27 protein-coding genes are annotated in these 19,091 nt (G+C 64.7%); 4 read left to right on the forward strand and 23 right to left on the reverse strand.

The features are described from left to right. On the forward strand, positions 1-236 hold a 236-nt coding region (locus tag A4X16_RS05555; protein ID WP_197491780.1), incomplete at its 5' end, for a transposase. Positions 237-469: 233 nt separating this feature from the next. Next, positions 470-721 carry a DUF2188 domain-containing protein gene (locus A4X16_RS17380; RefSeq protein WP_082914296.1) on the forward strand — a complete coding sequence of 84 codons (252 nt, stop codon included), beginning with the start codon at positions 470-472 and terminating at the stop codon, positions 719-721. A gap of 32 nt (positions 722-753) precedes the next feature. Here A4X16_RS17380 and A4X16_RS17385 read toward each other — a convergent pair whose 3' ends face one another. From A4X16_RS17385 to A4X16_RS17730, 5 genes are all read right to left on the reverse strand, one after another. Continuing rightward, positions 754-1,674 (reverse strand): TIR domain-containing protein, encoded by a 921-nt coding sequence (locus tag A4X16_RS17385; protein ID WP_181800790.1) that lies wholly within the window; start codon positions 1,672-1,674, stop codon positions 754-756. 247 nt (positions 1,675-1,921) lie between these two features. Continuing rightward, complete coding sequence (locus A4X16_RS05565) at positions 1,922-2,398, reverse strand: hypothetical protein (RefSeq protein WP_067117662.1); 477 nt, start codon at positions 2,396-2,398, stop codon at positions 1,922-1,924. A 209-nt stretch (positions 2,399-2,607) separates the two neighbouring features. Further along, on the reverse strand, positions 2,608-3,189 hold the full coding sequence (locus A4X16_RS17390) for an RES family NAD+ phosphorylase (protein WP_181800789.1): 582 nt from the start codon (positions 3,187-3,189) through the stop codon (positions 2,608-2,610). Between the two features lie 55 nt (positions 3,190-3,244). Then, positions 3,245-3,805 carry an antitoxin Xre/MbcA/ParS toxin-binding domain-containing protein gene (locus tag A4X16_RS05575; RefSeq protein WP_067117669.1) on the reverse strand — a complete coding sequence of 187 codons (561 nt, stop codon included), beginning with the start codon at positions 3,803-3,805 and terminating at the stop codon, positions 3,245-3,247. A 224-nt stretch (positions 3,806-4,029) separates the two neighbouring features. Further along, a complete protein-coding gene (locus A4X16_RS17730; protein ID WP_157559993.1) occupies positions 4,030-4,644 on the reverse strand; it encodes a hypothetical protein in 615 nt (204 codons plus the stop codon). A 1,176-nt stretch (positions 4,645-5,820) separates the two neighbouring features. Between A4X16_RS17730 and A4X16_RS05580 the strand changes: the two genes are divergently transcribed. Next, positions 5,821-6,156 carry a hypothetical protein gene (locus A4X16_RS05580; protein ID WP_067117672.1) on the forward strand — a complete coding sequence of 112 codons (336 nt, stop codon included), beginning with the start codon at positions 5,821-5,823 and terminating at the stop codon, positions 6,154-6,156. A 95-nt stretch (positions 6,157-6,251) separates the two neighbouring features. Here A4X16_RS05580 and A4X16_RS05585 read toward each other — a convergent pair whose 3' ends face one another. Genes A4X16_RS05585 through A4X16_RS05595 form a run of 3 tightly spaced genes read right to left on the reverse strand, consistent with a single transcriptional unit; the run spans position 6,252 to position 9,120 of the window. Then, positions 6,252-7,139, reverse strand: coding sequence for a hypothetical protein (locus A4X16_RS05585; protein WP_067117675.1), 888 nt, complete (start codon positions 7,137-7,139; stop codon positions 6,252-6,254). Positions 7,140-7,150: 11 nt separating this feature from the next. Further along, on the reverse strand, positions 7,151-8,725 hold the full coding sequence (locus tag A4X16_RS05590) for a relaxase/mobilization nuclease domain-containing protein (RefSeq protein WP_067117678.1): 1,575 nt from the start codon (positions 8,723-8,725) through the stop codon (positions 7,151-7,153). Next, on the reverse strand, positions 8,722-9,120 hold the full coding sequence (locus A4X16_RS05595; RefSeq protein ID WP_082914299.1) for a MobC family plasmid mobilization relaxosome protein: 399 nt from the start codon (positions 9,118-9,120) through the stop codon (positions 8,722-8,724). Before A4X16_RS05595 ends, A4X16_RS05590 begins: the two co-directional genes overlap by 4 nt. A gap of 138 nt (positions 9,121-9,258) precedes the next feature. Between A4X16_RS05595 and A4X16_RS05600 the strand changes: the two genes are divergently transcribed. Then, positions 9,259-9,543, forward strand: a complete 285-nt coding sequence (locus A4X16_RS05600) for a hypothetical protein (protein WP_067117683.1) — start codon at positions 9,259-9,261, stop codon at positions 9,541-9,543. A 169-nt stretch (positions 9,544-9,712) separates the two neighbouring features. Here the strand turns inward: A4X16_RS05600 and A4X16_RS05605 are convergent, their stop codons facing one another. From A4X16_RS05605 to A4X16_RS17740, 15 genes are all read right to left on the reverse strand, one after another. Continuing rightward, the gene (locus A4X16_RS05605; protein WP_067117686.1) at positions 9,713-10,657 is read right to left on the reverse strand and encodes a zeta toxin family protein; all 945 of its coding nucleotides are present in this window, start codon (positions 10,655-10,657) and stop codon (positions 9,713-9,715) included. A 62-nt stretch (positions 10,658-10,719) separates the two neighbouring features. Then, entirely contained in the window at positions 10,720-11,193 is a 474-nt protein-coding gene (locus tag A4X16_RS05610) for a hypothetical protein (RefSeq protein ID WP_067117869.1), read from the reverse strand. A 47-nt stretch (positions 11,194-11,240) separates the two neighbouring features. Beyond that, complete coding sequence (locus A4X16_RS17735) at positions 11,241-11,651, reverse strand: helix-turn-helix domain-containing protein (RefSeq protein ID WP_157559995.1); 411 nt, start codon at positions 11,649-11,651, stop codon at positions 11,241-11,243. Between the two features lie 43 nt (positions 11,652-11,694). Then, the gene (locus A4X16_RS05620; RefSeq protein ID WP_067117693.1) at positions 11,695-12,168 is read right to left on the reverse strand and encodes a hypothetical protein; all 474 of its coding nucleotides are present in this window, start codon (positions 12,166-12,168) and stop codon (positions 11,695-11,697) included. Between the two features lie 14 nt (positions 12,169-12,182). Continuing rightward, positions 12,183-12,770 carry a thermonuclease family protein gene (locus A4X16_RS05625; RefSeq protein ID WP_197491781.1) on the reverse strand — a complete coding sequence of 196 codons (588 nt, stop codon included), beginning with the start codon at positions 12,768-12,770 and terminating at the stop codon, positions 12,183-12,185. 72 nt (positions 12,771-12,842) lie between these two features. Then, positions 12,843-13,445 (reverse strand): hypothetical protein, encoded by a 603-nt coding sequence (locus A4X16_RS05630; RefSeq protein ID WP_067117699.1) that lies wholly within the window; start codon positions 13,443-13,445, stop codon positions 12,843-12,845. 41 nt (positions 13,446-13,486) lie between these two features. Continuing rightward, positions 13,487-14,278 (reverse strand): ParA family protein, encoded by a 792-nt coding sequence (locus A4X16_RS05635; protein ID WP_067117702.1) that lies wholly within the window; start codon positions 14,276-14,278, stop codon positions 13,487-13,489. Further along, entirely contained in the window at positions 14,275-14,610 is a 336-nt protein-coding gene (locus tag A4X16_RS18040; protein ID WP_171011028.1) for a hypothetical protein, read from the reverse strand. The genes A4X16_RS05635 and A4X16_RS18040 overlap by 4 nt, the downstream gene beginning before the upstream one ends. A 26-nt stretch (positions 14,611-14,636) precedes the next feature. Beyond that, the gene (locus A4X16_RS05645; RefSeq protein ID WP_067117708.1) at positions 14,637-15,083 is read right to left on the reverse strand and encodes a single-stranded DNA-binding protein; all 447 of its coding nucleotides are present in this window, start codon (positions 15,081-15,083) and stop codon (positions 14,637-14,639) included. A gap of 102 nt (positions 15,084-15,185) precedes the next feature. Next, on the reverse strand, positions 15,186-15,422 hold the full coding sequence (locus A4X16_RS05650) for a hypothetical protein (RefSeq protein WP_067117711.1): 237 nt from the start codon (positions 15,420-15,422) through the stop codon (positions 15,186-15,188). 3 nt (positions 15,423-15,425) lie between these two features. Next, positions 15,426-15,671: a glutaredoxin-like protein NrdH gene (gene nrdH / locus A4X16_RS05655; RefSeq protein ID WP_067117713.1), complete on the reverse strand. Its 246-nt coding sequence runs from the start codon at positions 15,669-15,671 to the stop codon at positions 15,426-15,428. Between the two features lie 436 nt (positions 15,672-16,107). Continuing rightward, positions 16,108-17,046, reverse strand: coding sequence for a DUF3560 domain-containing protein (locus A4X16_RS05660; RefSeq protein WP_067117717.1), 939 nt, complete (start codon positions 17,044-17,046; stop codon positions 16,108-16,110). A gap of 88 nt (positions 17,047-17,134) precedes the next feature. Beyond that, positions 17,135-17,353, reverse strand: a complete 219-nt coding sequence (locus tag A4X16_RS05665) for a hypothetical protein (RefSeq protein ID WP_067117720.1) — start codon at positions 17,351-17,353, stop codon at positions 17,135-17,137. A gap of 54 nt (positions 17,354-17,407) precedes the next feature. Continuing rightward, positions 17,408-18,775 carry a ParB/RepB/Spo0J family partition protein gene (locus tag A4X16_RS05670; protein WP_067117723.1) on the reverse strand — a complete coding sequence of 456 codons (1,368 nt, stop codon included), beginning with the start codon at positions 18,773-18,775 and terminating at the stop codon, positions 17,408-17,410. 76 nt (positions 18,776-18,851) lie between these two features. After that, positions 18,852-19,070 carry a hypothetical protein gene (locus tag A4X16_RS17740; protein WP_113681848.1) on the reverse strand — a complete coding sequence of 73 codons (219 nt, stop codon included), beginning with the start codon at positions 19,068-19,070 and terminating at the stop codon, positions 18,852-18,854. Positions 19,071-19,091 lie beyond the last annotated feature (21 nt).

Genomic DNA, 19,091 nt, shown 5'->3' on the forward strand with positions numbered 1-19,091 from the left:
CCACGAACCCGCTGGAACGCCTCAATCGGGAGATCAAGCGCCGCACCGACGTCGTTGGCGTGTTCCCGAACAACGCCGCCCTGCTCCGCCTGGCCGGCTCCGTCCTCGTCGAGCAACACGACGAATGGGAAGCCGCCGACCGCCGCTACTTCTCCGAAGCCTCCATGACCGAGCTCACCGCGACCACCCCCACCATCGACGAGGCGGTGATACTCCCCGAGATCACCGCCGCCTAAACTAACGACAGCTGATCATCGCAACGAAGCGAAAGACCACCACTCAAACGGACGCGGCCGGCGGGGGCCGTTGGCCGCCGCCCGTTATGTGTGACATCGCGGACATGCGATCACCAAACGACGGTCCTTGGCGCAGCGCCCGACTCCGATACGAGAGCGAGAGTTTCCTGACGCCTCTAGTGCAGTGTCGACGTGAGATGTACCGTGAGCCTCATCTGAACGGGAGGACTGAGATGGCCAACAATAACGAGGACCGGTACGTCGTCCAGAATAAAGATCGCGGTGGTTGGGACGTGAAGAAGGAGAACGCGGAGCGTTCGTCTGGTCATTTTGAAACCCAGAAGGAAGCGATCGATCGCGCGCGGCAGATCGTCGACAATACGGGTGGCGGGCGCGGAGATATCCGTATTCAGGGCCGGGACGGCAAGTTCCGCGACTCCGACTCAGGGAGCAAGAACGAGTCGCCTCGGAAAGACACGCGCTGACCCTTCATTGATCTCGGTGCGTGAACCGCCGGTCAGCGCGTCGGAAAGATGCCTGCCTCGCGCCAACGATCGTGGTTGTCGTGCACCTCAACGTCGCAGTTGCGAAGCCGGGTGATCAGTTGTCGTCGGCTATCGACGTCATTGGTGAGCCAGACGTAGTTGAGTCCATCAATGTCGCTCAGTGGCCTGACGTCGCCTACTCGCACCAGGATGACCTTCTCTTGGCCAAGGGCCATCGCCCAGCCGGCCTCGAATATCACGTTCTGGCGGGCCTGCCCGGTCTCTCTCGCCTCACGAGGATCATCTCGCACGGGATCGTAGAAGTCGGCCTTCACATACGCGAGGTCGTCCGGCGTCATCAGGACGATCACGGCATCAGCAAGATCGATGCCTGCACGCACAATCTCGAGCGTGTGCGGGGTTCCTCCGCCTGCTCGCGTGGTGGCGTCGTCCCATGAAATGACGCGAAGGTCGAGAGCGGTTAGGAGGCTGCTGAGAGCTCGGTAAGCCTCAGCGTCGCGCCCGCGGACAACGAAAACGTATCGCTTGGAGGCCTTCGGGGGTTGAGGTGGCGGCGCCGAGCTGCCCGGTCGAGCGAAGGTCCGTTCAGGGCGCGGCGTCGCGGCCGTGGGGGTGTGAGTTTTCTGCTGCGCGTCTCGATCGAAGTTCTCGTAGAAGTCGAGGGATTCCGCGCTGCCGCGACGAAACGCGGATGACATGCCGGAAGCGCTCGTGGACACGTACGCAACGAGTGCAGCGAAGTCATCGCCTGCTCCACGATCTGCGAGCTTCTGGACCAGATGATTGGTCTTGCGAAGCTTATTCGGGTTCGTGCTCGGGGAAAGCGGGGCGACCTCGTACCTTGTGTAGAGGCCGTCAATAATCGAATGCGTTGCGTGCTCGTCTAACAACCTGGCCAAGGCCTGTCGTGTGGCTCCGCGAAATGCGGTCATCGCTTCCCCTCTCGTCACATCCCGATCGAGCGTACCCATTCGTCCGCGTGCTACGGGCAACCCTCGATCGATGTTGCCTCAGGAACCGGCTCCACTCTGTTATGACAGTTCCGGCGCATCCCACTGTCACTGGCCATCGACGTCGGATCGGTGGTGGAACGAGCTAAGCGCCCCGCTGCGGACACGTCCCTGGTCCGCTGACACGTCGCAACTGTGAGCGTTCGACTCCTACGGCAGGCCAAGCATCTCAGTGGAGCTGAAGGCCGGAGTACTTGAACGTCTCAGCGTGCCCAAGGGGACTCGACCAGTGCATGCGCCAAGGCGTATCCATTAATAGCAGCACCTCGACGGCGGACTGGCCCCTCATCTCGGTCTCGACGCGGACATCGGCAAATGCACCAGCCGCTACATCCCCGACGGCGCGCACGATCTCATGTGTGCCGTTCGGTGCCCAGAACACTGCGGTCGCCTGGCGGGCGTCAGTGAAGCCAGTGTTCTGGACGCGGAACACGATGTTGTCCGCGTCGTCGAGCGCGTAATCGCACTCCCACATGACCTCACGGAACTCACGTTCGCGAGCGTCGATCCGCGCTTGAAGATCAAGCGCCTTCTCGGCAGTCCTGTTTGCTTCGTCAGCGCGACGGTTTGCTCCGCCTGCGTACAAAGCGGCGACGGCCGCCCCAAGGGCAGCGACCAGAGCGACGACGAACCCAGCGATCTCCATGTCGCTGATCGTAGCTGCTCGCATTCTGGATGGTTTCAAGCCTCAGCGCCCTACCTCTTACTGTCACTCATGTGCCTGGACAGGTGTGACCAGCCCTTGCCGCTGGCAAGCTACCTGCAAGTCAACGGCAGCATGTCGTCGACGTCCAGAGGCATTGTCCGAATCGTCCCCGCCGACATGTGTTGACCTGGACCCTGACCGGCACGCCGTCAGACGATGGTGAGCGATGACGAGTGGGGAGTGTCATGGAGGACCACCCACCGCATCTGAGACCTGATGTAATCCTCGAGATTGGTCGTGTTCAGCACGCTTCCGCGTGTCTGCTGACCAGCTTCTCCAAACATGAAGATGCACTTGCTCGGGCCGGCGAAGCGACTGACGTTGATGATGCCGTCGTGGCCGGCGTCGGCGATCGTTTCTGCCCACGCGCGGGTCTTCTTATAGTTCTTTTTGGGTGCCGCCATGTCCCCGGGAACGACTCCAAAGATGCCGGCCTTCGGGTCGGTAAAGTTGGCGAGTTTGAGTTCCGGCGCTTCCATCTCTGACAAGTGCCAGCCAGCTACCGCCGAGCGTGGCAGGTCGAGGGTTCCGGCCGCGCCCATGAGGGTCTTGCCGAGCGCTTCCCGGACCGCGCACTCGGCTTTCTCAGCGCAGTTGAGCGTGCCGCGGGGCGCTTTCAGGTTGAAACGGCCCGGACCGCTTGAGAAGAACCACGGGCTGTGAGGCGCCCCGGACTTTCGGTCGCTCCCATGTACCCGATGAACGCGCAGGCCCTTCTTCCGTTTCAGCACGGGGAAACCCACGTACTCGGAAGAAGGGCCAGGCGCTCCTACAGTGCTTTTCGACCTATCCGTCCCCATGTGAGACATCATGCCAAACAGCCGCGTCATCCTTCGCCATTCTCAGAATGGCCTTTGCGTCGCGCGTGTCGGCACCGCGGAGGACGTCAATCGCAGTGCGGCCGTCGAAGGCGTCGAGCGGAGCCGTGAGCCAATACAGGACCGTCCACTCATCCGCAGCGGCGGGGAGCAGTACCTGGAGAATCTTCGGTAGTCCCGGCACTATCGACCCGGCACCATCGAACTGCAGCTCTGGGTAGATCTTCTTCCCATCCGCAGTCTCGACGCGCAGAAGGCGGTTGTTGTCGGTCCGGCTCTTGAGGGCCTGCCGGGAGATCCCCTTCAGTGCTTGACGAGCGGTCTCGCTCGTGAAGAAACGGCCAAACCGGTCGCTGATTGGGGGGCGCTGGCTCTGCACGATGGTGGCAACAGAGGCGACCGCGGCGGCACGCAACTCCTCATCGTTCGTGGGGAGTGTCAGTTCGCCGTTCTCAAGATTCTCTCTCAGAGCATCGACGAAGTGATCAACGAGCGCGTTGGTTTCTGGGCGATTGATGACAGCAGACATTTCAGTGCTCTCTCTCGGAGCCGCTCTCTTGGTGACTCCTTTACAGGATGCGCTATTCGCAACGTCGCGTCAAGTCGCGTCAAGGTTTTCTCCTAGGTTTCACAGAGAAGGCGTCACGGTCGATGTGCTTCTTGAGCGGGGCTCCGCTGGGGATCGTCTTGTGAGACGCCCGTCAGTCAGGGCGGCATGCGTCGCATCACGCCGACCGGGTCTCGCCAAAAAGGTCAGCGTGCGTCTGACGGCGGAGTCTTGCGGAACAGGCGACGCCAGCGCCGGCGTGATTGCCCCTCTACCTTGGCTGCGTAGCTTGATCCCGCGTTGGTCACGATTCGATTGCTGAGGTCCCACGGGGGTGGAGGTGTCTTGCCCGTGCGCCCGTCGATGTCGAAAGCCATCTTGGAGAAGGTGCTCCATGGTGTGGGTCCGAGTTCTCCCTGACGCCAGTGACGAATGCGCTCGGACAGCTGCGACAGCCGAGCGCGCTGCGCTAGTGGCTGCAGGTCAGTCAAGGAGTAGAAAGCATCCGCCACGGAGGCCAACGTCTTCGTGTCCGGATCACGAGCAACTAGGCGAGCAGCCTCAAGTAGCACGCCGATCTCATATGGTCCCGGCGCGAGCGGGGGAGAGCCCCCTCCTCGCCTCTCGTACTCGTCGAGAACTCGTTGGTGCGAATCGAGGGCTTCGACGCGCGCCGGGATTGCACGCATGATCGCCACCAGGGCATCGTCGAGACGTCCGTTGTAGTTTCGTCGGCCCTCCGCACGGAAAAACCATGCTGTGGTTCCCACCGCGAAGAGCGCACCGACAATCGCACCGACAAGCGTGTCCAATAGCTCCATAGTGGCGGCAGTCTACGTGGACTCACAGCAGCGGACAGCTCGTCCGCTTGCGGTGCGGTCGGGAGCCCTCGAGGATCGACGCCATCGTAATCAATCTCTTTGACCCGCCCCAGCGCCGGGCGCGACAGTCAAGCTCATCTCGAGCAAAACTTTCGGGCCCGGGATGAGGTGGTCTGATTGGATCAGCCCTCGATGTGCGGCTCTGCGGGCTTCGAGTGCTCGATCACCTGCTGAGTGATCACCTTCACTTCGCCGTCGCTGCGTCCATCGTCGTCGCTAGGGGTGCTCTGTGCCATTCTTGACTCCATCAACTTGGAAAACTGCGGTATCCGCGGGTGCCGGATGAGTTACCCCATATATAGTCCCGATGCCGGACGTTGTCCACGCTAGGACAAGAAGAGCGAAGCCAGACGTCAGCCAGATGTGTCTTTGGTTCAGTTGCTTGCGGGACAGCTCATGAGCTGATATTCGGCTTGCAAGCAGGGAGCGCCGCAGCCAGATCGTCTTCAAGGTCGCATACTCGACAATCGCGCCAGGCAGATCAGGCTGCTCCCCGAAACGCGAACGCATGCTCCTCAGTCCGCAGAGGGCCGAAAGCAAGTACAGGATCAGATTTCCTCCGCTGATCCACGGGTCGCCAGAAGCTGTGACGAGTTCTGTCCCTCCAAGGACTCCACTCGCTCCGATGAGTATTGCAGCGCGAGTGTTCGAGTTCGACACGCGCGTGCTCATCGCGCTCTCCTGTCGCTCGAGCTGGGCTTCGAGGAGGTCTAACTGGCTTGGAAGGAGCTGGCTGATCTGCGAGACAAACGGACTTGATGCGGGAGCCGTTCTTCGCCAGGGCCAGTCCACCAGATCAATCTAGCGCGGTGAGCACGTTCATCGCCTCTTATGAATGCTGGTGGGCCTGACGTAGCGAGCGTCACGCACTGTCCAGACCTGGGGTCAATTCTGACTAGCTCGATCATTCGAGCGTGGCAATCGCAGGGCTTCGACGCGAAGCATCACGGATCACTCCCGACCGCCGGTTCGCAGTAGATCACTTGTGAGAGAAGTCCGGCCACCCGAACTGACATAATTGCGATTATCGGCTATTTCCCGAGCGTCGAGATTAGAACATACGAACTACCATAGCAAGGTACTCCGTGGACCGCTGTGGGAGGTGATCGTGCGCCGATGGGCACGAACAAGCGCTACCCGCACATGTCAATGCAACGGCTCGAAGAGAGCCAGCTGCGCGCGGCGCGCAAGCGCGGTCCGCTGCACTCCCTGACGCATGAACAACTGCGGCTCGACCGAAGTCCCGTGACCATCGTCCCGGAGCGGGAGAAGCTCTGGGGACTCGCCTGGCTGCGCTTCGGGGACACGGACGTGCAGTGCACCGTCCTGGTGCGGCGATGGACGGCGGATGCCGTCGGGGTCGAACTCTCACTCGACGATGAGGTTCTACGGTGCTGGATCTGGCAAGGGGCGTGCCAGCGCATCAGCGAGCGGACAGAGGCCTGGACGTAGCCCGTTGTGATCGACTCATGGCGCGGTGGCGAGCGTCCCGGCACAGAATGGAGGGCGTGATCACCATGGTGATCACGCCCTCCATCGACCGTCGGTCAGCGAGTGAGTTCGGTGCCGGCTTTCACCTGGCGGGAGCGGTTCACGCGCGCCTTGGGCGCGCCCTTCTTCCGCCCCTCGTTCAGAGCCTGGTTCGCGGAGCGCGGGTAACCGCTGGCCGACTCAGCCCGGGCCTTGCCTGCCTGCGTCTTCGCCTCCTTCACCGCGGCGACGTCGGCGGTGAAGTCCTGGTGCTGTTCGGCCTCGAACAGGTCGGCCTGACGCTCCTCCTGGGCTCCATCAGCGCGGAGAGTGTCGGCGCGCTCTTCGTGCTCCTCGGCCGCGTCCAGGTGCTCTTGAGTCTCCTCAGCGGAGGCGCCGGTGGAGATCTCTTCCTCGGTAGCCTTCGTGCGCTCTTCCTCCGCGAGGGCGTCTTCACGGTGCGCTGCACGCCAGTCATCGATCGCGTTCGTGAGCGCGTTGTGCTGGTCGAGTGGGCTCGTGGGGTGCTTGGCCACGATCTCGTCCGTGTGGACGCCGTAGAGGTCGCGGATCCGCTCGCGCATGATGTCGCGGGCGTCGGCCGCGCGTGGGTCTCCGTCGAGCTGCTGGAGGAGGGAGAACTGCGTCGCCACACGGTTTCCGTCCGCTCCTGCCCACCATCCGTCGCGGCGCACCTGGTCGCGTGCAACGGTGATCGCCACATCGACCTGACGGTCCCCCGCGGCCTGCGCCCGCTCGAGGTGACGGGCCTGGTCGCGTTCCGCTCGTTCTGCCTCGACACGGGCGCGCTCTGCGAGACGTGCAGCGCCTTCGTCGAGCTCGCGGGACTGGCGCGCCTTCTCGGCGCTCTTCGCTGCGATGCGCTCGCCTACCTGGCCGAGCGACATGAGACCGGCACGAATGGCTTGGTCGCCGGCCTGGAAAATCTCTTCCTGTTCGTTCATGGTGTCCCCCTCTATCTACCGAGATCCGGGCCGCTGGTGCGACCTGGGTTCATTGGTCGTTGTTGCGTCGTGGGTCGTGCTCCGATCGTAGATCCAGGCACCCCCGTAACGCTCTGTCCGGTCGTCCGCTGCATGCGTTCCTGTACGGCCTTCAACGCGGCCTCCGCGCTCGAGCGGAGGGCCGCTGCGTTGTCTGCCGCGCCGCGCTCGTGCTGCACAGTTGCGATGCGCTTCGCAACGCGATTCATCTGTCGCATGACAGCGATCCACCCCGCCTTACTGTCGGTGCCGGCGCCGCGCGCCATCAACCGCATCTGGTAGCCGGCATCGAGCGCACGACGCATCGGCACGGCAGATCCGCGCTGCCCCTGAGCGACGCGGGCGAACTCGTCAGAGGCGGCCGCGAGCGGTCCCGGCGTGCCACGCTCGAGCGCCATAGACGCGTGCGCGTAGACGCCCGATAGATCCGCGGCCGCCGCCTCAGCGCTGAACACCGGGGCACTCTCCCCCGGCCGCACTGCCTCGGTGTCGTGACCTGCCACACGCGCCAGGGCGATCTCCGAGACGGGCGCAGCCTTCACCTTCTCGGGGGCGTCAAAACCGCGCACCCGGGCGGCGCGGCCCGCACCCTTCCAGGCATCCACCGCGGCAAGCTCGCTCGCGTTCGTGTGCTCCCACCCGGAGCGCAGCTGGGGCAGACCGAGCGAACGATCCAGCTTGGACGGTGCGTACCAGACGGGCTTCTCGTCGGCCTTCGTGGGGATCATCGCCGCGGTGTATCCGACGACGCGATCCGTGCCGCCCTTCTCGTATCGAGGGCGCACGATCACGCGGGCATTGCGTGCGGCGGCGATGAATTCTTTCTCGGAGTCCGAGTTCGCTGCGACCGTGCGCAGGCGTCGGCGCAGCTCGTCGCGCTGCGTGTACGCCTCGCCTTCGCGCGCGGCTCGTGCGGTCTCTGCCGGCTTGTTCGCGCTGAGGGTTCGGGCGTTCTGCTGTCGGCTCTCCAGGACGTCGAGTCCGTACTTGACTTCAAGCTCACCGGCGATCTTCTGTGCGCGCACGTAGTCGCGATGCGTGTCCGCCTTGGTGCCGTCCTCGCGGACCAAGTTGACCGCAATGTGCACGTGGTCGTTACCCGCTGTGGACAGGCCATGACGGATTGCAACCCAGCGGCAAGACCGCTCGCCCTCCTCGTCCACAAAACCCATCTCGCGGACAAAATCGGTCGCGATCGCGGACCACTGATCGTCACTCAGCTCGCCCTCTTCGGCCTTCACGCTGAGCGAGCAGTGCCACACGTGAGCGTCGCGCCGCTCCCCCGTCGCGAAACGCTCACCGGTCTCCTCGTCGACGTCGCACACCGGCACAGTGACCTCGGTGCCGAACAGCTTCGACGGCAAGTCGAGCGCGTTCGCGACGTCCAAGCCCGCGTCCGCCGAAAGCTCGCCCTGACCGGCCAACTCCATGATCACATCGTGCCCCGCGACGACGTGCGGCGCCGTGTGCTCGTTCGCCCGACCCGGACCACGGAGGTACATGATCAAACCCGGCATGCTCCCGCCCCGGGTGATGTTCGGCATCATCGCGAACTCACCAACTGCGGCAGCAACTCGTCGATCTTCGCCGACACCTCACGCACCGCGCTCAACGCATGATGCAGCTCATCCCCCGGCCGCTCCCCCGCGTTCGTCGCACGCGCGATCTGGTTCACATTGTTCGCCAACGACGCGAGAAGACGACGGGCATGGAAGAACTCGGCCGCAAGCCGACGACGATCCGTCGACGTCTCGCCATGCTCCGCAAGAGCAGCCTCAACCATGAGGCGCGGAATGGTGACATCCGCCTCCAACGCACGCTGCAACAGCAGCGCCTCCTCCTCCGCGGTCACGCCCACCTTGTGGACGTGCTGGCGGCCTCCCGGCGCGTTCTCACGCCGCCGCCGCCCGCGAACACGCGACGGAACAGGAGCGTCAGCCATGACTCTCCTCCCCTGCCCAGTGCAACGACCCAACCCCGTTGGGAACAGCCCGGCACAATGCCGGCAAGAGACTTAGGGTACCTAAGTCTCTAGCTTGCTCCCGTTCCATGCGTTCATCATACCTGCTAGAGTTGTGCTATGACAGCCGAACACGTGATTGAATCCGCCGAGCGCAAAGCGCGCGAGCTTCTGGATCAGCGCATCGAATCGGTGCGTGCCGTCGTCCGTGCGCAGCACGACACCGCGGCGCTGCGAGAACAGCTTGCCGAGTCCGAAAGGGAGAGCGCTCGCCTGTACCGTGCCGCGCTCAGTGACGGCTGGTCGGAGGCCGAGTTGAAGAAGCTCGGGATCACGGAGACCGGGCCGAAGACGTCACGACGTCGCAGCGCAGCCGCGTCCTCAGACAGCGAGCAGAACGGCTAATCAGCCTGGCTCACGATCCGCATTCCCCCTCACCCGATGCCGGATCATCGCAGCAGAAAGGACCCTGTCAAGGGCGCTTCGCGTCGCTACGCGATGAGGCACGGCCTCCCCCTTGACAGGGTCCTTTCTGCTGTATGGCGGCTTGATATCGGGTAAGGGAGAAGAGCGCTTAGGACAGCTCCGGTCCCCCGCGCCCTAGGTCTTTCTGCGATCCGGGTTTCCGAACGGCCGCCGTCGGCGCACGCTTCATGTACGCGGCATCGACCATCGGCCCGCCCGGGTGCAGGCGCGCCAGATTCAACTCTCGCGCTGGCTGCGCCCGACGCCCTTCCGCGATTGCAGAACGGTGCTCGTCCATCGATGTGAAATGACGCTCGAATCGCTGAACCGCCGGATTCTCCGCGAGCAGAGCTGCAGCATCCTGCGAGCGGGCACGACCGTGCGCCGTGTCGAAGAGAGGACGCGCATACGCGCTCGGCACCCAACGGCCACCGAGTGGATCCTGCCCCGCCTCGGCCGCGGTGATGGCCTCAGACCACCGCTGCACGATGCGCTCCTCCGAGACCTCGAACGGCACCTCCACGTCGACAACATGGACGCTGTAGCCGGCACGCTCCAGCTGTGTGCCGAGTTCGACCGCGGACGCCTCACTGCCCAACACGGTGTCGACGATGATATTCGTCCCTCGGGTCATCATCCGCGCCCGCTGCGCGGACGCAAGCTCCGACGACTCTTCGTGAACGAGCGCCGCCAACTCCATCGGGTAGAGCCGCTCCCCCGCCACCTCCAGGTCGCGGACGGCCGCCGGCTTGATCCATGACTCGTACGATCCATCCGCGATCGACTGGCGCAGCAGCGCGGCCTTGAAGTCGTCGGCATCGATGTTCACGTACGACGACTTCGACGCTCCGAGCACCCGATCCGCAACGCTCCCCTTGCCGGCACCGGGCGGCCCCGCGAGCACCAGAGCCTTGCTCTCGCCCCGCGCGTCCGGATAGCGCGCCGCTGCGTCTGCGAGCAGCTGCCCAAACAGTCGCCCACGCTGCGGTGTCAACTCACCGTCGACCCACCATGTGGGGTTGTTGATCGTCGCCGTCGGCGCATCCTTCGACACAGGCCCACCCGGACGGGAGAGCTGCCGAATCAGATCGATATGACGCTCAGCTTCCGCCGGACTCACTCGGCCGCCGCTCGCGGGTGACGACGCTCGAAGACCTCTTCGTAGATCTCGTCATCGATCAGTCCGGCATAGCTCGCCTGCTCGACCTCAGCCCACGACCCCTCAGGGTGAACAATCACATCGTCAAGCTCGAGCTCGGGATTCGTCTTCCCTCTCGGGGCATACGGCCACCGCGTGAGCTCGTCAACCAGGTGATCCCGCTCGAGGAAGCCGGCCGCATATCGCTGACAGATCTCATACGGCGATGCACCCGAGAAACCCTCTCGCGGCAGCGCCGTCTTCGTCGCCGTCTTCAACGCATTCGTCACCGACGGCTGCGCAATCCCCAGCCACCCCGCGATCCGCACCTGCGTGTACCCACGCTCCCCCAGAATCCGCAACGAACGCCGATAGTCCAGGTCGTCAATTTCCTTCCTCAGCCGAGCCCGAACAGCAGCCCGCGCCTCAGCAGGGATCTCCATGACAGTCATGATCACCACCTCCTATAGCCCAGTCTATAGGAGGATCATAGAAGCGGCTATAGCGACTGATCGCGACGGGCGGTTCCGAAGTCCGGGTCTCGATCTGCTCGCCACAGACCGTTCCATGCCCTGGTCACCAGCTCCCGAGTGCGGGAGGCGCGATCGTCGTCCGATCCGCGAAGCTCGGGCGGCGGCTCGAAGTAGGGCTCTTTCAGCTGCTTGGCGACCAGCGATTTCGAGATCTTGAGCATCCGTGCGACCTCTCGAACGCTCATCCCCTGCTCAGTCAACACAGCGATCGCTTGCGCTCGTACAACGTGGTGTGCGCGATACGCGTCCCACTTGAACTCCACGGCACGCTCTAGCGCAGCGGCCGCATCCTCCGTGGAAACAGGCTCGCCGTGCCAAGTGGGACGCGGCGCCGGCGTCAACGAATCAAGGAACTTTCGCTTCGACTGTCCACTCATGTGGACAGTCGATCGCAGAGTGTCCATTCGTGTGGACACTTGCTCAGAGAATCAGCTGCATCTCACTCGGGTGCACGTGCGCGACGTCGTGGCCTCGACGGAGGACGCATGGCCACTCACCGCGGCCGCCGTGATTGCATCGCAGCTCGTCGAGCGCTTCATCCGCGTCCTCCCAGTCCTCCCGTAGGTCAGTTGCGCGGTTTGCTTCATCGCGGAATCGGGCGAGGGCTTGCGCGTAGTTGTCGGGTGCTGCGTCGGACTCGTCGAAGTCCTCCCGGTGCTCCCCCGCATGCCCCTGGGAGTACGTGCACTTCGCGTCGATCACGTACTCATCTTCTTCACCATCGGGCCCAGTGACCGCGTAGGCGAACGGCGCTCGGCATTCGAGCGCTTCGAGCGCGGCCTGCGCGTCGTCGACGCGGGCGGACGCCGCCCGGTATGCGCTCAACGCCTCGTCGAAGCGCGTCGCCGCCGTCGTGAAGTTGCGGGGATCCACAGGCGTGTTCTCTGCGTTCATGGTCGTTCCCTTCCTCACCGGTCCACTGAGGGGCAGGCGCCCCACAGCCCAACGCGTTCGTCTCTGGCGGCCGCTTCCGCGGCCAGGTGGTCAGATTGTCCCTCATAGGACTTGTCGTAGGTGTACTCGTAGCCGGTGCCAGCTGCGATCGCGAGCACCGCGGCGCTCTGCCCGTCGACGTCGACGTGGCGGAGTAGCCGGCCGTACGCGTCTACGTCGGCCTGCGTGCTGTCGCTCTGCAGCTCAACCTTGCGGCCGTACAGCAGCTCGTCTAGGAAGTTGCGAGCCTCGATCGCGTAGCAGTCCCCCGCTGCGCCGTCGCGTCCGATCTCAGGCGTATCGATGCCGATGATTCTGACGCGCGACTCCCCCGCGCTTGTCTTGACGTCGATAGTGTCGCCGTCGACGACGGCGACAACCTCGGCCGCCTCGGCGGCCGCCACTACTGTCTGCGTTTCTGCAGGGCGTTCCTGCGGCGTACAACCGGCCGTCGACACGAGGGCCACGGCGAGCCCAGCGGTGGTGATCAGCAACGCACGCGTGCGCCGTGGCGGGCGCCGCGTGACGACCGGCCGATTGCCGGGGTTGTTCTCGTCCGTCACGATGTGCTCCTTGTCGATGTGGGGTGGTAAGTCCCGGTGGTCTGCCGTGTCTGGTTGGTCTATCGTGTGCGGTTAGCGAACGAGCCGGTTCGGCAGGCGCTCTGGCGGGGTCGGCAGCGTTCCTCCGTTGCTCGCTCGGGCAGCGTCGACGGCGATGCCGATGGCTTCGGCGGCCCATGCGCTGTCGGATGGCCAGCGGCCGGCCTGTTGATCGGCAGTGATAGCCGCGCGCATCCGCTTCATGGTGACGGTGGGGATGTTGAAGGACCGGGTGGAGCCGGTGCGCTCCTCGGAGCGCCCTCGAAGGCCGCCCCGAGTGGCACGCTGCTTCGGAGTCCGCGCCGCGTGTGTGTCGAGCGCTGCGGCGATCCAGCGGGCGAATGTGTCCGCCTCTCCCCCGTTGGTCCAGTCGGCGAGATATGCCGCTCGAGCGCCATTGAACTCGTCGGGCGTGAGGTAGATGCCCAGGCGGTCCGTGTCGCCGGGAGCCGCCTGCGGTCGCTTCTTCGGCGCCGCTGTCGGCCGACGCTCGGGCGTCGCTCGCGCCGGCGTGACCTCGTTGACCGGCTCTGCGGGCGGCTCTGCCGGCGCTTCCTCGGCGGGCGCGTCGACGGGTTCATAGAATTCGTGCGCGAGCGCGGCCGCGTTGCGGTCGCGGAGGCTTCGACGTGCCATGGCTGTCTCCTTGGTCTGGTTGGTCAGTGCTGTTTTGTTTGTCAGGCGGTGACGGGCACGGGTGGTGCGGTCTTTCGCGCGGGAATGGGAGTCCCGATGATCGGTGCGAGCGCCTGGGCGTAGTCCTCGGCGATCGCAGAGCCCGGCGCGTAAACGCTGACGGGCTTGCCGTCGGTGTAGGCGTCTTTGGCGGCTACTGCCTCGCGGACGGGGCTGGTGATGCGGCCGGGGAACTGCTCGGTAAGCACTTCGACGACTTCTCGATCGATCAGCCGCCCGTGGCGGTACTTGGTGGGGACGATCCAGTGGATGCGCTGCCCGACGTGCAGCCGGGGTGCGACGCGCTGCGCCACGAATTCATTGAGCTTGCCGAGCTGGTCATACGCTTCGGTCGCGCATTCGACGGGTGCGATCACGACGTCTGCAGCTGCAAGGGCAGAGAGGGTGAGGAGGCCCAATGCCGGCGGGGTGTCGATTACGACGTCATCCCAGTGGTCGGCGAGCTCCGGCATGTCGCGCAGCGAGGTGATGATCTCGGGCCGCTGGTCTAGAGAGGCGAGGTCCTGGCTTCCGACGAGAATGCTCACACCCGGCACGCTCGGCGACGGGACGGCCGCCTCGAGCGCGGATGCTTCCCCGACCAGCACGTCAGCTGCGACCGCCGACAACTCCGTGTCTTCGGTCACGCCGAGGCGCTTGGTGAGGTTGCCCTGCTGGTCGAGGTCGATTGCCAGCACGCGCCGCCCCATGGCGACGAGTGCCGCCGCGAGGTCTGCGGATGTCGTGGTCTTGCCCGATCCTCCCTTGAGGATCGCGAGCGTGTAGACGGTCACTTGGAGTCTCCCTGAGGGTCGAGCTGGTCGATGCCGCGCTGCACGGTCTCGATCAGCGCCGTGTTGACGGACACCTTCTTGCGGTCGGCGTAGTCCATGATCCGATCGCGGGTGTCTTCGTGGCCTGCCCACTGGATGAGGTTCGCGCGGGGTGCGGAGCGTTCGGGACGGGCGTCTTCTTCCGCCTTAGCGTCGCGCAGCTCCTTGATCAGTTCCCGCAGCCTGTAGATACCAACGATGATCACGGTCACCAGCCCGCAGAGCACGAGCCAGCCGACGACGATCAGCACCCAGGCCCAGATGCCCCAAGCCAGGAATCCTTGAACAATCATGTTTTCTCCTTCGTCTCAGGCGGGGTTCAGAACGGGGTGTCGCTGTTGGGGATGTCGGCGACTTCCCATGAGCCGGCCTGGTCGCTCTGATTGCCCTGCTCCCCCGCTGCGGTCTTGCGCTCGGCCTTCTTCGCGGTGACCGTGTGGTACTTGAGGCTGAATCCCACCTCAACGGCGGTGACCTGCTGCGCGGTGCGCTCCTGCTCGGTGCCCTTATCGGTCCACCGGTTGGTTTCGATGCGTCCCTCGATCGTCAGTCGATCTCCCTTGTGGGACGAGGCCGCGACGTTCTCGGCCTGCTCACCCCAGGCTTCGACGCGGAACGCGTTGGGCTCGGCGTCTTCGAATCCTCCGTCGGGCGTTCGGCGCTGTCGGTTCTCGATGATGGTGAAGTGGACCACGGGGCGGCCGTTCTGCGTGTAGCGCAGCTCGGGATCCGCGGTGAGGTTGCCGGCGAAGGTGATGGTCGACATGGGTTCTGCTCCTTGTGGTTGGTGGTGTTGGTCCGCCGTGTTGTTACTGTCAGTCTAGCCTAGTTGGTCAATGTGGTCTAGTTCATATCACGTGTTTTCTGGTCACTCTGGTGCGTCATCAGTCGGCACGTCGAGCTGAGCCCGCTTGCGTGCAAACTCCGCGAGCTGCTCGGGGGAGTAGTTGGCCTTCATGTACCAGTGATTCGCCTGCCACTGCCAAAGGTCAACGTCCCGCTGCAGCTGCGCGTTCTCGCTGGTGAGCCGGATGATCTCTTGCCGCATCCAGTTGAAGGACTCCCACGACACCGGGCCGCGCTCGTCTCTCTGCTCCTCGTCCATCGCTCAGCCCATGTGAGCGGCGACGCGCTCGATGTGATCAGGACGGAAACCGCTCCAGTGATCCTCGTCGTCGACGACCACGACGGGCGCCTGTGCGTAGCCGAGTTCCTTGACGTACTCGAGCGCAGCGTCGTCCTCGCTGAGGTCCACGACGCGATAGGGAATGTTCTTGGCGTCGAGCGCCCTATACGTGGCGTTGCACTGGACGCAGTTCGGCTTACTGTACACCCGCAGCTCGTTCTCGATCATGTCCCTTGTCCTTTCTCGATCAATTCGCTGGCTCGTTCCTGATAAGCGGAGCAGTGCCGCAGCAGCAGGGCCGGAACACAACCGCTAGGCGGTGGGGGGAGAGAATTTCGTTGCGATGTGAGGGAGCGTAGCGACCGCGTGGCGAAAATCTTGGAGGAGCCGGCCCCGCAGGGGCTTGTGTGTAGGACCGCGGCGGCAATGATGGAGCGGCAGGAACGATGCCCGAAGCTCTTAGAGCCTGGTGGCCCGCGAGGGCCACTCCTGGCCGCGTAGCGGCCCCGACGGGGGAGTGCGAGGGGGTTGCTCCCCTCGCGCCCCGATAGGGGCACGGCGGGCCTGTGCGGCTGTAGAATTACGGTGTGCTTCCGGTGTGGTAACCGGTCGCCGTGTTGATGTCAGGCCCGGCTTCCCCATTGGGGAACCGGGCCTGACTGCGTCAGGCGGCGGGCTGGTGGTCCTGGATCTCGGCGTATGGTGCGCGGTCGGTCCAGCTGTAGGGCGTCTCGACGCTGACCGTCTTGGCGTTGACGCGGGCGACCTTGGCCCAGTGGCCGCGGATCTTCACGGCGTCACCTTTGGCGATCGTGTCGCGGCTGTAGCCGGTGGCCGTGCCGGTGGCGATCTGGTCGGCGCGTACCTGCTCCCAGTAGGCGAGCTGGTCGCGCAGCTCGTCGAGCTTGGGCGCGTAGTGCTTTGCCCTCTTGGCCTTCTGCTCGTCGGTCGCGGGGCGGTAGCCCTTCTCCGGGTCGTACACGTCAGCGATGATCTGGCGCTCGTAGCGGCGGATATCAGCGCCGATCTTCTCGATGCGGTTGGCCACGGTCACCGGGTTGTAGCGGGCGTCGGTCGTTGCGGCCGCTGCGTCGGCGCGGCGGGCGGCTTCCTCGGCGTCGTTGTGGGCGTCGATGCTGCGCCGCATGCTTTTGTGCGCCTTGTCGATCGCGTTGCGGTGGCGGCGCTCGGAGTGGTGGCCCACCTTGATCGGCTCGCCGCCCTCGGGCAGGCTTCCCACGTCGCGCATGTGCTTCTCCCATGCGGCGTCTGAGTTCGCGGCCTTCCGCTCGGCCTTGGCGTCGAGTGCTGCAGCGCGGTCGGCCTGGCGGGCGATCTTCGCGGCCTCGACTTCGGCGGTGCGCCGGGTCGTGCGGTCGATCTCCAGTGGTGCCAGCTCGAACCCTGCGGCCTCCAGCGCGGCGGCGGTGCGGGTGATGATGTGATCTTGGGGGAGCCGGTCGCGGCTGTTCGGGACGAACCATGCGCCGATGCTCCGGCCCCAGCGCCAGCGGTTGGCCTTGAGGATTGTGGCGGTTCCGTCGCCCTTGGCGGTTCCCTCGATGATGGTTCCGGCTTCATGCGTGTGGGTGATCGTCAGCATGGCGTGTGCTCCTTGTTCATGTGGGGTGGTTAGTCCCGGTGGTCTGCCGTGTTGTTACTTTCAGTATAGTCTAGTTGGTCAATGCTGTCTAGTCTGTGTCTGAGTGGTCTTCGATGTCTTCGAGCTCGACGCGGTCGAATCGGTGGGCGATCTTGTCGGCGACGCGCTGCGCTCGTGCGCGGGTGCGGTAGGTGCCGGTGCGGGTCTCGTCGAATGTGACGCCGTAGCGGGTGCGCAGATCGATCCCGGTTTCGCTGTGGAGATATCCGGTTTCGCCCTTGTAGGTGACGAGAATGCGGGTGCTCATGGGTGCCTCCTGGTTAGGGCGGGGCGGGCCTGTGACCCACCCCACCGAGTCTCACTACGGGGTGTCGGTGCTCTCGACCGTGGCGGCGATCTGCTCGACGGGGGAGAGGGTGTAGCCCCAGCCTGCGAGGGTCTGCAGGTAGTGTGCCGTCTCCGGTCGCGGACTCCGCCAGGTGGTGCGCCCGGTGCTGGCCTCGATGCCGCCGAGGACGATTGCCAGGGTGACGTGGCCCGCCTTGGTCGGGTGCGCGGTGAGGAAGTCCGCGAACCGGTCGCCGTAGTAGCCCGATACCGGCTCGACGCCGAGAAGGTCGGCCGCGAGGGCGTTCCCGCTCAGTTCCCCGGCGACCAGGTAGCGCGCTTCGGTGAGGCTTCGGGCGATGACTTGTGCGGAGTCCTTGGGGAGCGTCTTGCGCCCGAGGAACTGGGCGAGCCATTCCCGGCGCACGCTCTCGGCGGCGTCCCAGTCCTTGTTGTTGGCGATCAGCTGCTTGCGCTCTGCCTTCTCCTCGTCGGTCATCGGTCCGGCCTTGCGGCCCATGCCGTCGTCGACGACGGTGTAACCGAGGGCTTCCGGCTCGTCGACGTAGTAGTTCACCTGGTGGTTTCCGTCGCGCTGTCCGAGCACGTAGACGGCCACGCCGTCTTTCCCCTGGATCTCGTCTACGCTCACCCGCTCGCCCTCGCTCGTGCGGAGGTCACCGAGGCGGTAGGGGGTGCGGGCGTCCCATGCGGGGGCTTCGGAGAGGATGCGGTGGCCTTTGGCGGCTTCGACCTGTTCGCCTGCTTCCCGGGCCTGAGCGGTGGCGCGCTCGTCGCGGGCGCGCTGGACGGCGTGGGGGAAGTATCCCGGCTCCTCGTTTGCGATCCGGGTCAGCGTTGCGACGACGTCGGGGGCGTCTTCGAACTCGATCAGTGTTGCGGCCTGGTCCAGGGTCATTCCGGTTTCCGCGATCAGGCGGGTTCCGGTTTCGCTGGCCGCGACCGTCAGGCCCGTCTTGATCTTGTCTCGCTTCGTGCCGGTGCGCTTGGCGATCGCGGTGACGGAGAGTCCTTCGAGTTCCAGGGCCTTGTATGCCTGGATGCGGTCGCCGTCGGTGAGTGCCTGGCGCTGGTCGTTCTCCACCAGCTGTTCCACGATGCGCTGCGCGTCGTCGGCGGCGTCGGCCTCGACGATGTAGACGGGCACGCTCGGTAGGCCGACCTGCTGAGCGGCGAGGGTGCGGCGCTGGCCGTAGCGGACGTGCACGCCGTTCTCATCGCGGGTTGCGACGATGGGGACAAGAACGCCGTTCGCGCTCACGCTGTCAAGGAATTCCTTGTCCAGGCTTGCCTCTGCCGCCGTGCGGACGTTGGTCGCCACGTCGATGGTCTGCGGGTCGATAAGTTCGAGGACTCCGGCGGATGCTGTTGCAGTGGTCATACTGTGCTCCTTGTTCATGTGGGGTGGTAAGTCCCGTTGGTCTGCCGTGTTGTTACTATCAGTATAGTCTAGTTGGTCAATGCTGTCTAGGGTGTTCTTCGTCTCCTTCGTCGTGTCCTTCGCTGTGGCACTGCACCCAGTAGTCGGCGGATGCGGGGTAGCCGTGCGCTTCGAGCAGCGTGGCTAGAGCGTCGACTTCGCCACAGTTCAGGCTCATGGCCGTCTCTCGGGCCAGGTCGGCGTTTGCGAAGGTGTCGCAGAATGTGGTGGATGCGTCGAGCCGGGTAGCGCTCATGGTGACCTTCTTTCTGGACTG

Origin of the sequence: Microbacterium sp. H83 (assembly GCF_001650405.1) — a bacterium.
GTDB lineage: Bacteria > Actinomycetota > Actinomycetes > Actinomycetales > Microbacteriaceae > Microbacterium.

Excerpts from the sequence above, each read along its gene's own strand:
- A4X16_RS05650 (WP_067117711.1), bottom strand. The coding sequence starts at position 15,422 with ATGGACGAGGAGCAGAGAGACGAGCGCGGCCCGGTGTCGTGGGAGTCC.
- A4X16_RS18040 (WP_171011028.1), bottom strand. The coding sequence starts at position 14,610 with ATGATTGTTCAAGGATTCCTGGCTTGGGGCATCTGGGCCTGGGTGCTG.
- A4X16_RS17730 (WP_157559993.1), bottom strand. The coding sequence starts at position 4,644 with ATGGAGCTATTGGACACGCTTGTCGGTGCGATTGTCGGTGCGCTCTTC.
- A4X16_RS17385 (WP_181800790.1), bottom strand. The coding sequence starts at position 1,674 with ATGACCGCATTTCGCGGAGCCACACGACAGGCCTTGGCCAGGTTGTTA.
- A4X16_RS05645 (WP_067117708.1), bottom strand. The coding sequence starts at position 15,083 with ATGTCGACCATCACCTTCGCCGGCAACCTCACCGCGGATCCCGAGCTG.
- A4X16_RS05630 (WP_067117699.1), bottom strand. The coding sequence starts at position 13,445 with ATGGCACGTCGAAGCCTCCGCGACCGCAACGCGGCCGCGCTCGCGCAC.
- nrdH (WP_067117713.1), bottom strand. The coding sequence starts at position 15,671 with ATGATCGAGAACGAGCTGCGGGTGTACAGTAAGCCGAACTGCGTCCAG.
- A4X16_RS17380 (WP_082914296.1), top strand. The coding sequence starts at position 470 with ATGGCCAACAATAACGAGGACCGGTACGTCGTCCAGAATAAAGATCGC.
- A4X16_RS05660 (WP_067117717.1), bottom strand. The coding sequence starts at position 17,046 with ATGCTGACGATCACCCACACGCATGAAGCCGGAACCATCATCGAGGGA.
- A4X16_RS05590 (WP_067117678.1), bottom strand. The coding sequence starts at position 8,725 with ATGATGCCGAACATCACCCGGGGCGGGAGCATGCCGGGTTTGATCATG.
- A4X16_RS05575 (WP_067117669.1), bottom strand. The coding sequence starts at position 3,805 with ATGTCTGCTGTCATCAATCGCCCAGAAACCAACGCGCTCGTTGATCAC.
- A4X16_RS05610 (WP_067117869.1), bottom strand. The coding sequence starts at position 11,193 with ATGACTGTCATGGAGATCCCTGCTGAGGCGCGGGCTGCTGTTCGGGCT.
- A4X16_RS05670 (WP_067117723.1), bottom strand. The coding sequence starts at position 18,775 with ATGACCACTGCAACAGCATCCGCCGGAGTCCTCGAACTTATCGACCCG.
- A4X16_RS05565 (WP_067117662.1), bottom strand. The coding sequence starts at position 2,398 with ATGGAGATCGCTGGGTTCGTCGTCGCTCTGGTCGCTGCCCTTGGGGCG.
- A4X16_RS17740 (WP_113681848.1), bottom strand. The coding sequence starts at position 19,070 with ATGAGCGCTACCCGGCTCGACGCATCCACCACATTCTGCGACACCTTC.
- A4X16_RS05620 (WP_067117693.1), bottom strand. The coding sequence starts at position 12,168 with ATGAACGCAGAGAACACGCCTGTGGATCCCCGCAACTTCACGACGGCG.
- A4X16_RS05595 (WP_082914299.1), bottom strand. The coding sequence starts at position 9,120 with ATGGCTGACGCTCCTGTTCCGTCGCGTGTTCGCGGGCGGCGGCGGCGT.
- A4X16_RS05600 (WP_067117683.1), top strand. The coding sequence starts at position 9,259 with ATGACAGCCGAACACGTGATTGAATCCGCCGAGCGCAAAGCGCGCGAG.
- A4X16_RS05665 (WP_067117720.1), bottom strand. The coding sequence starts at position 17,353 with ATGAGCACCCGCATTCTCGTCACCTACAAGGGCGAAACCGGATATCTC.
- A4X16_RS05585 (WP_067117675.1), bottom strand. The coding sequence starts at position 7,139 with ATGAACGAACAGGAAGAGATTTTCCAGGCCGGCGACCAAGCCATTCGT.
- A4X16_RS05580 (WP_067117672.1), top strand. The coding sequence starts at position 5,821 with ATGGGCACGAACAAGCGCTACCCGCACATGTCAATGCAACGGCTCGAA.
- A4X16_RS17735 (WP_157559995.1), bottom strand. The coding sequence starts at position 11,651 with ATGAGTGGACAGTCGAAGCGAAAGTTCCTTGATTCGTTGACGCCGGCG.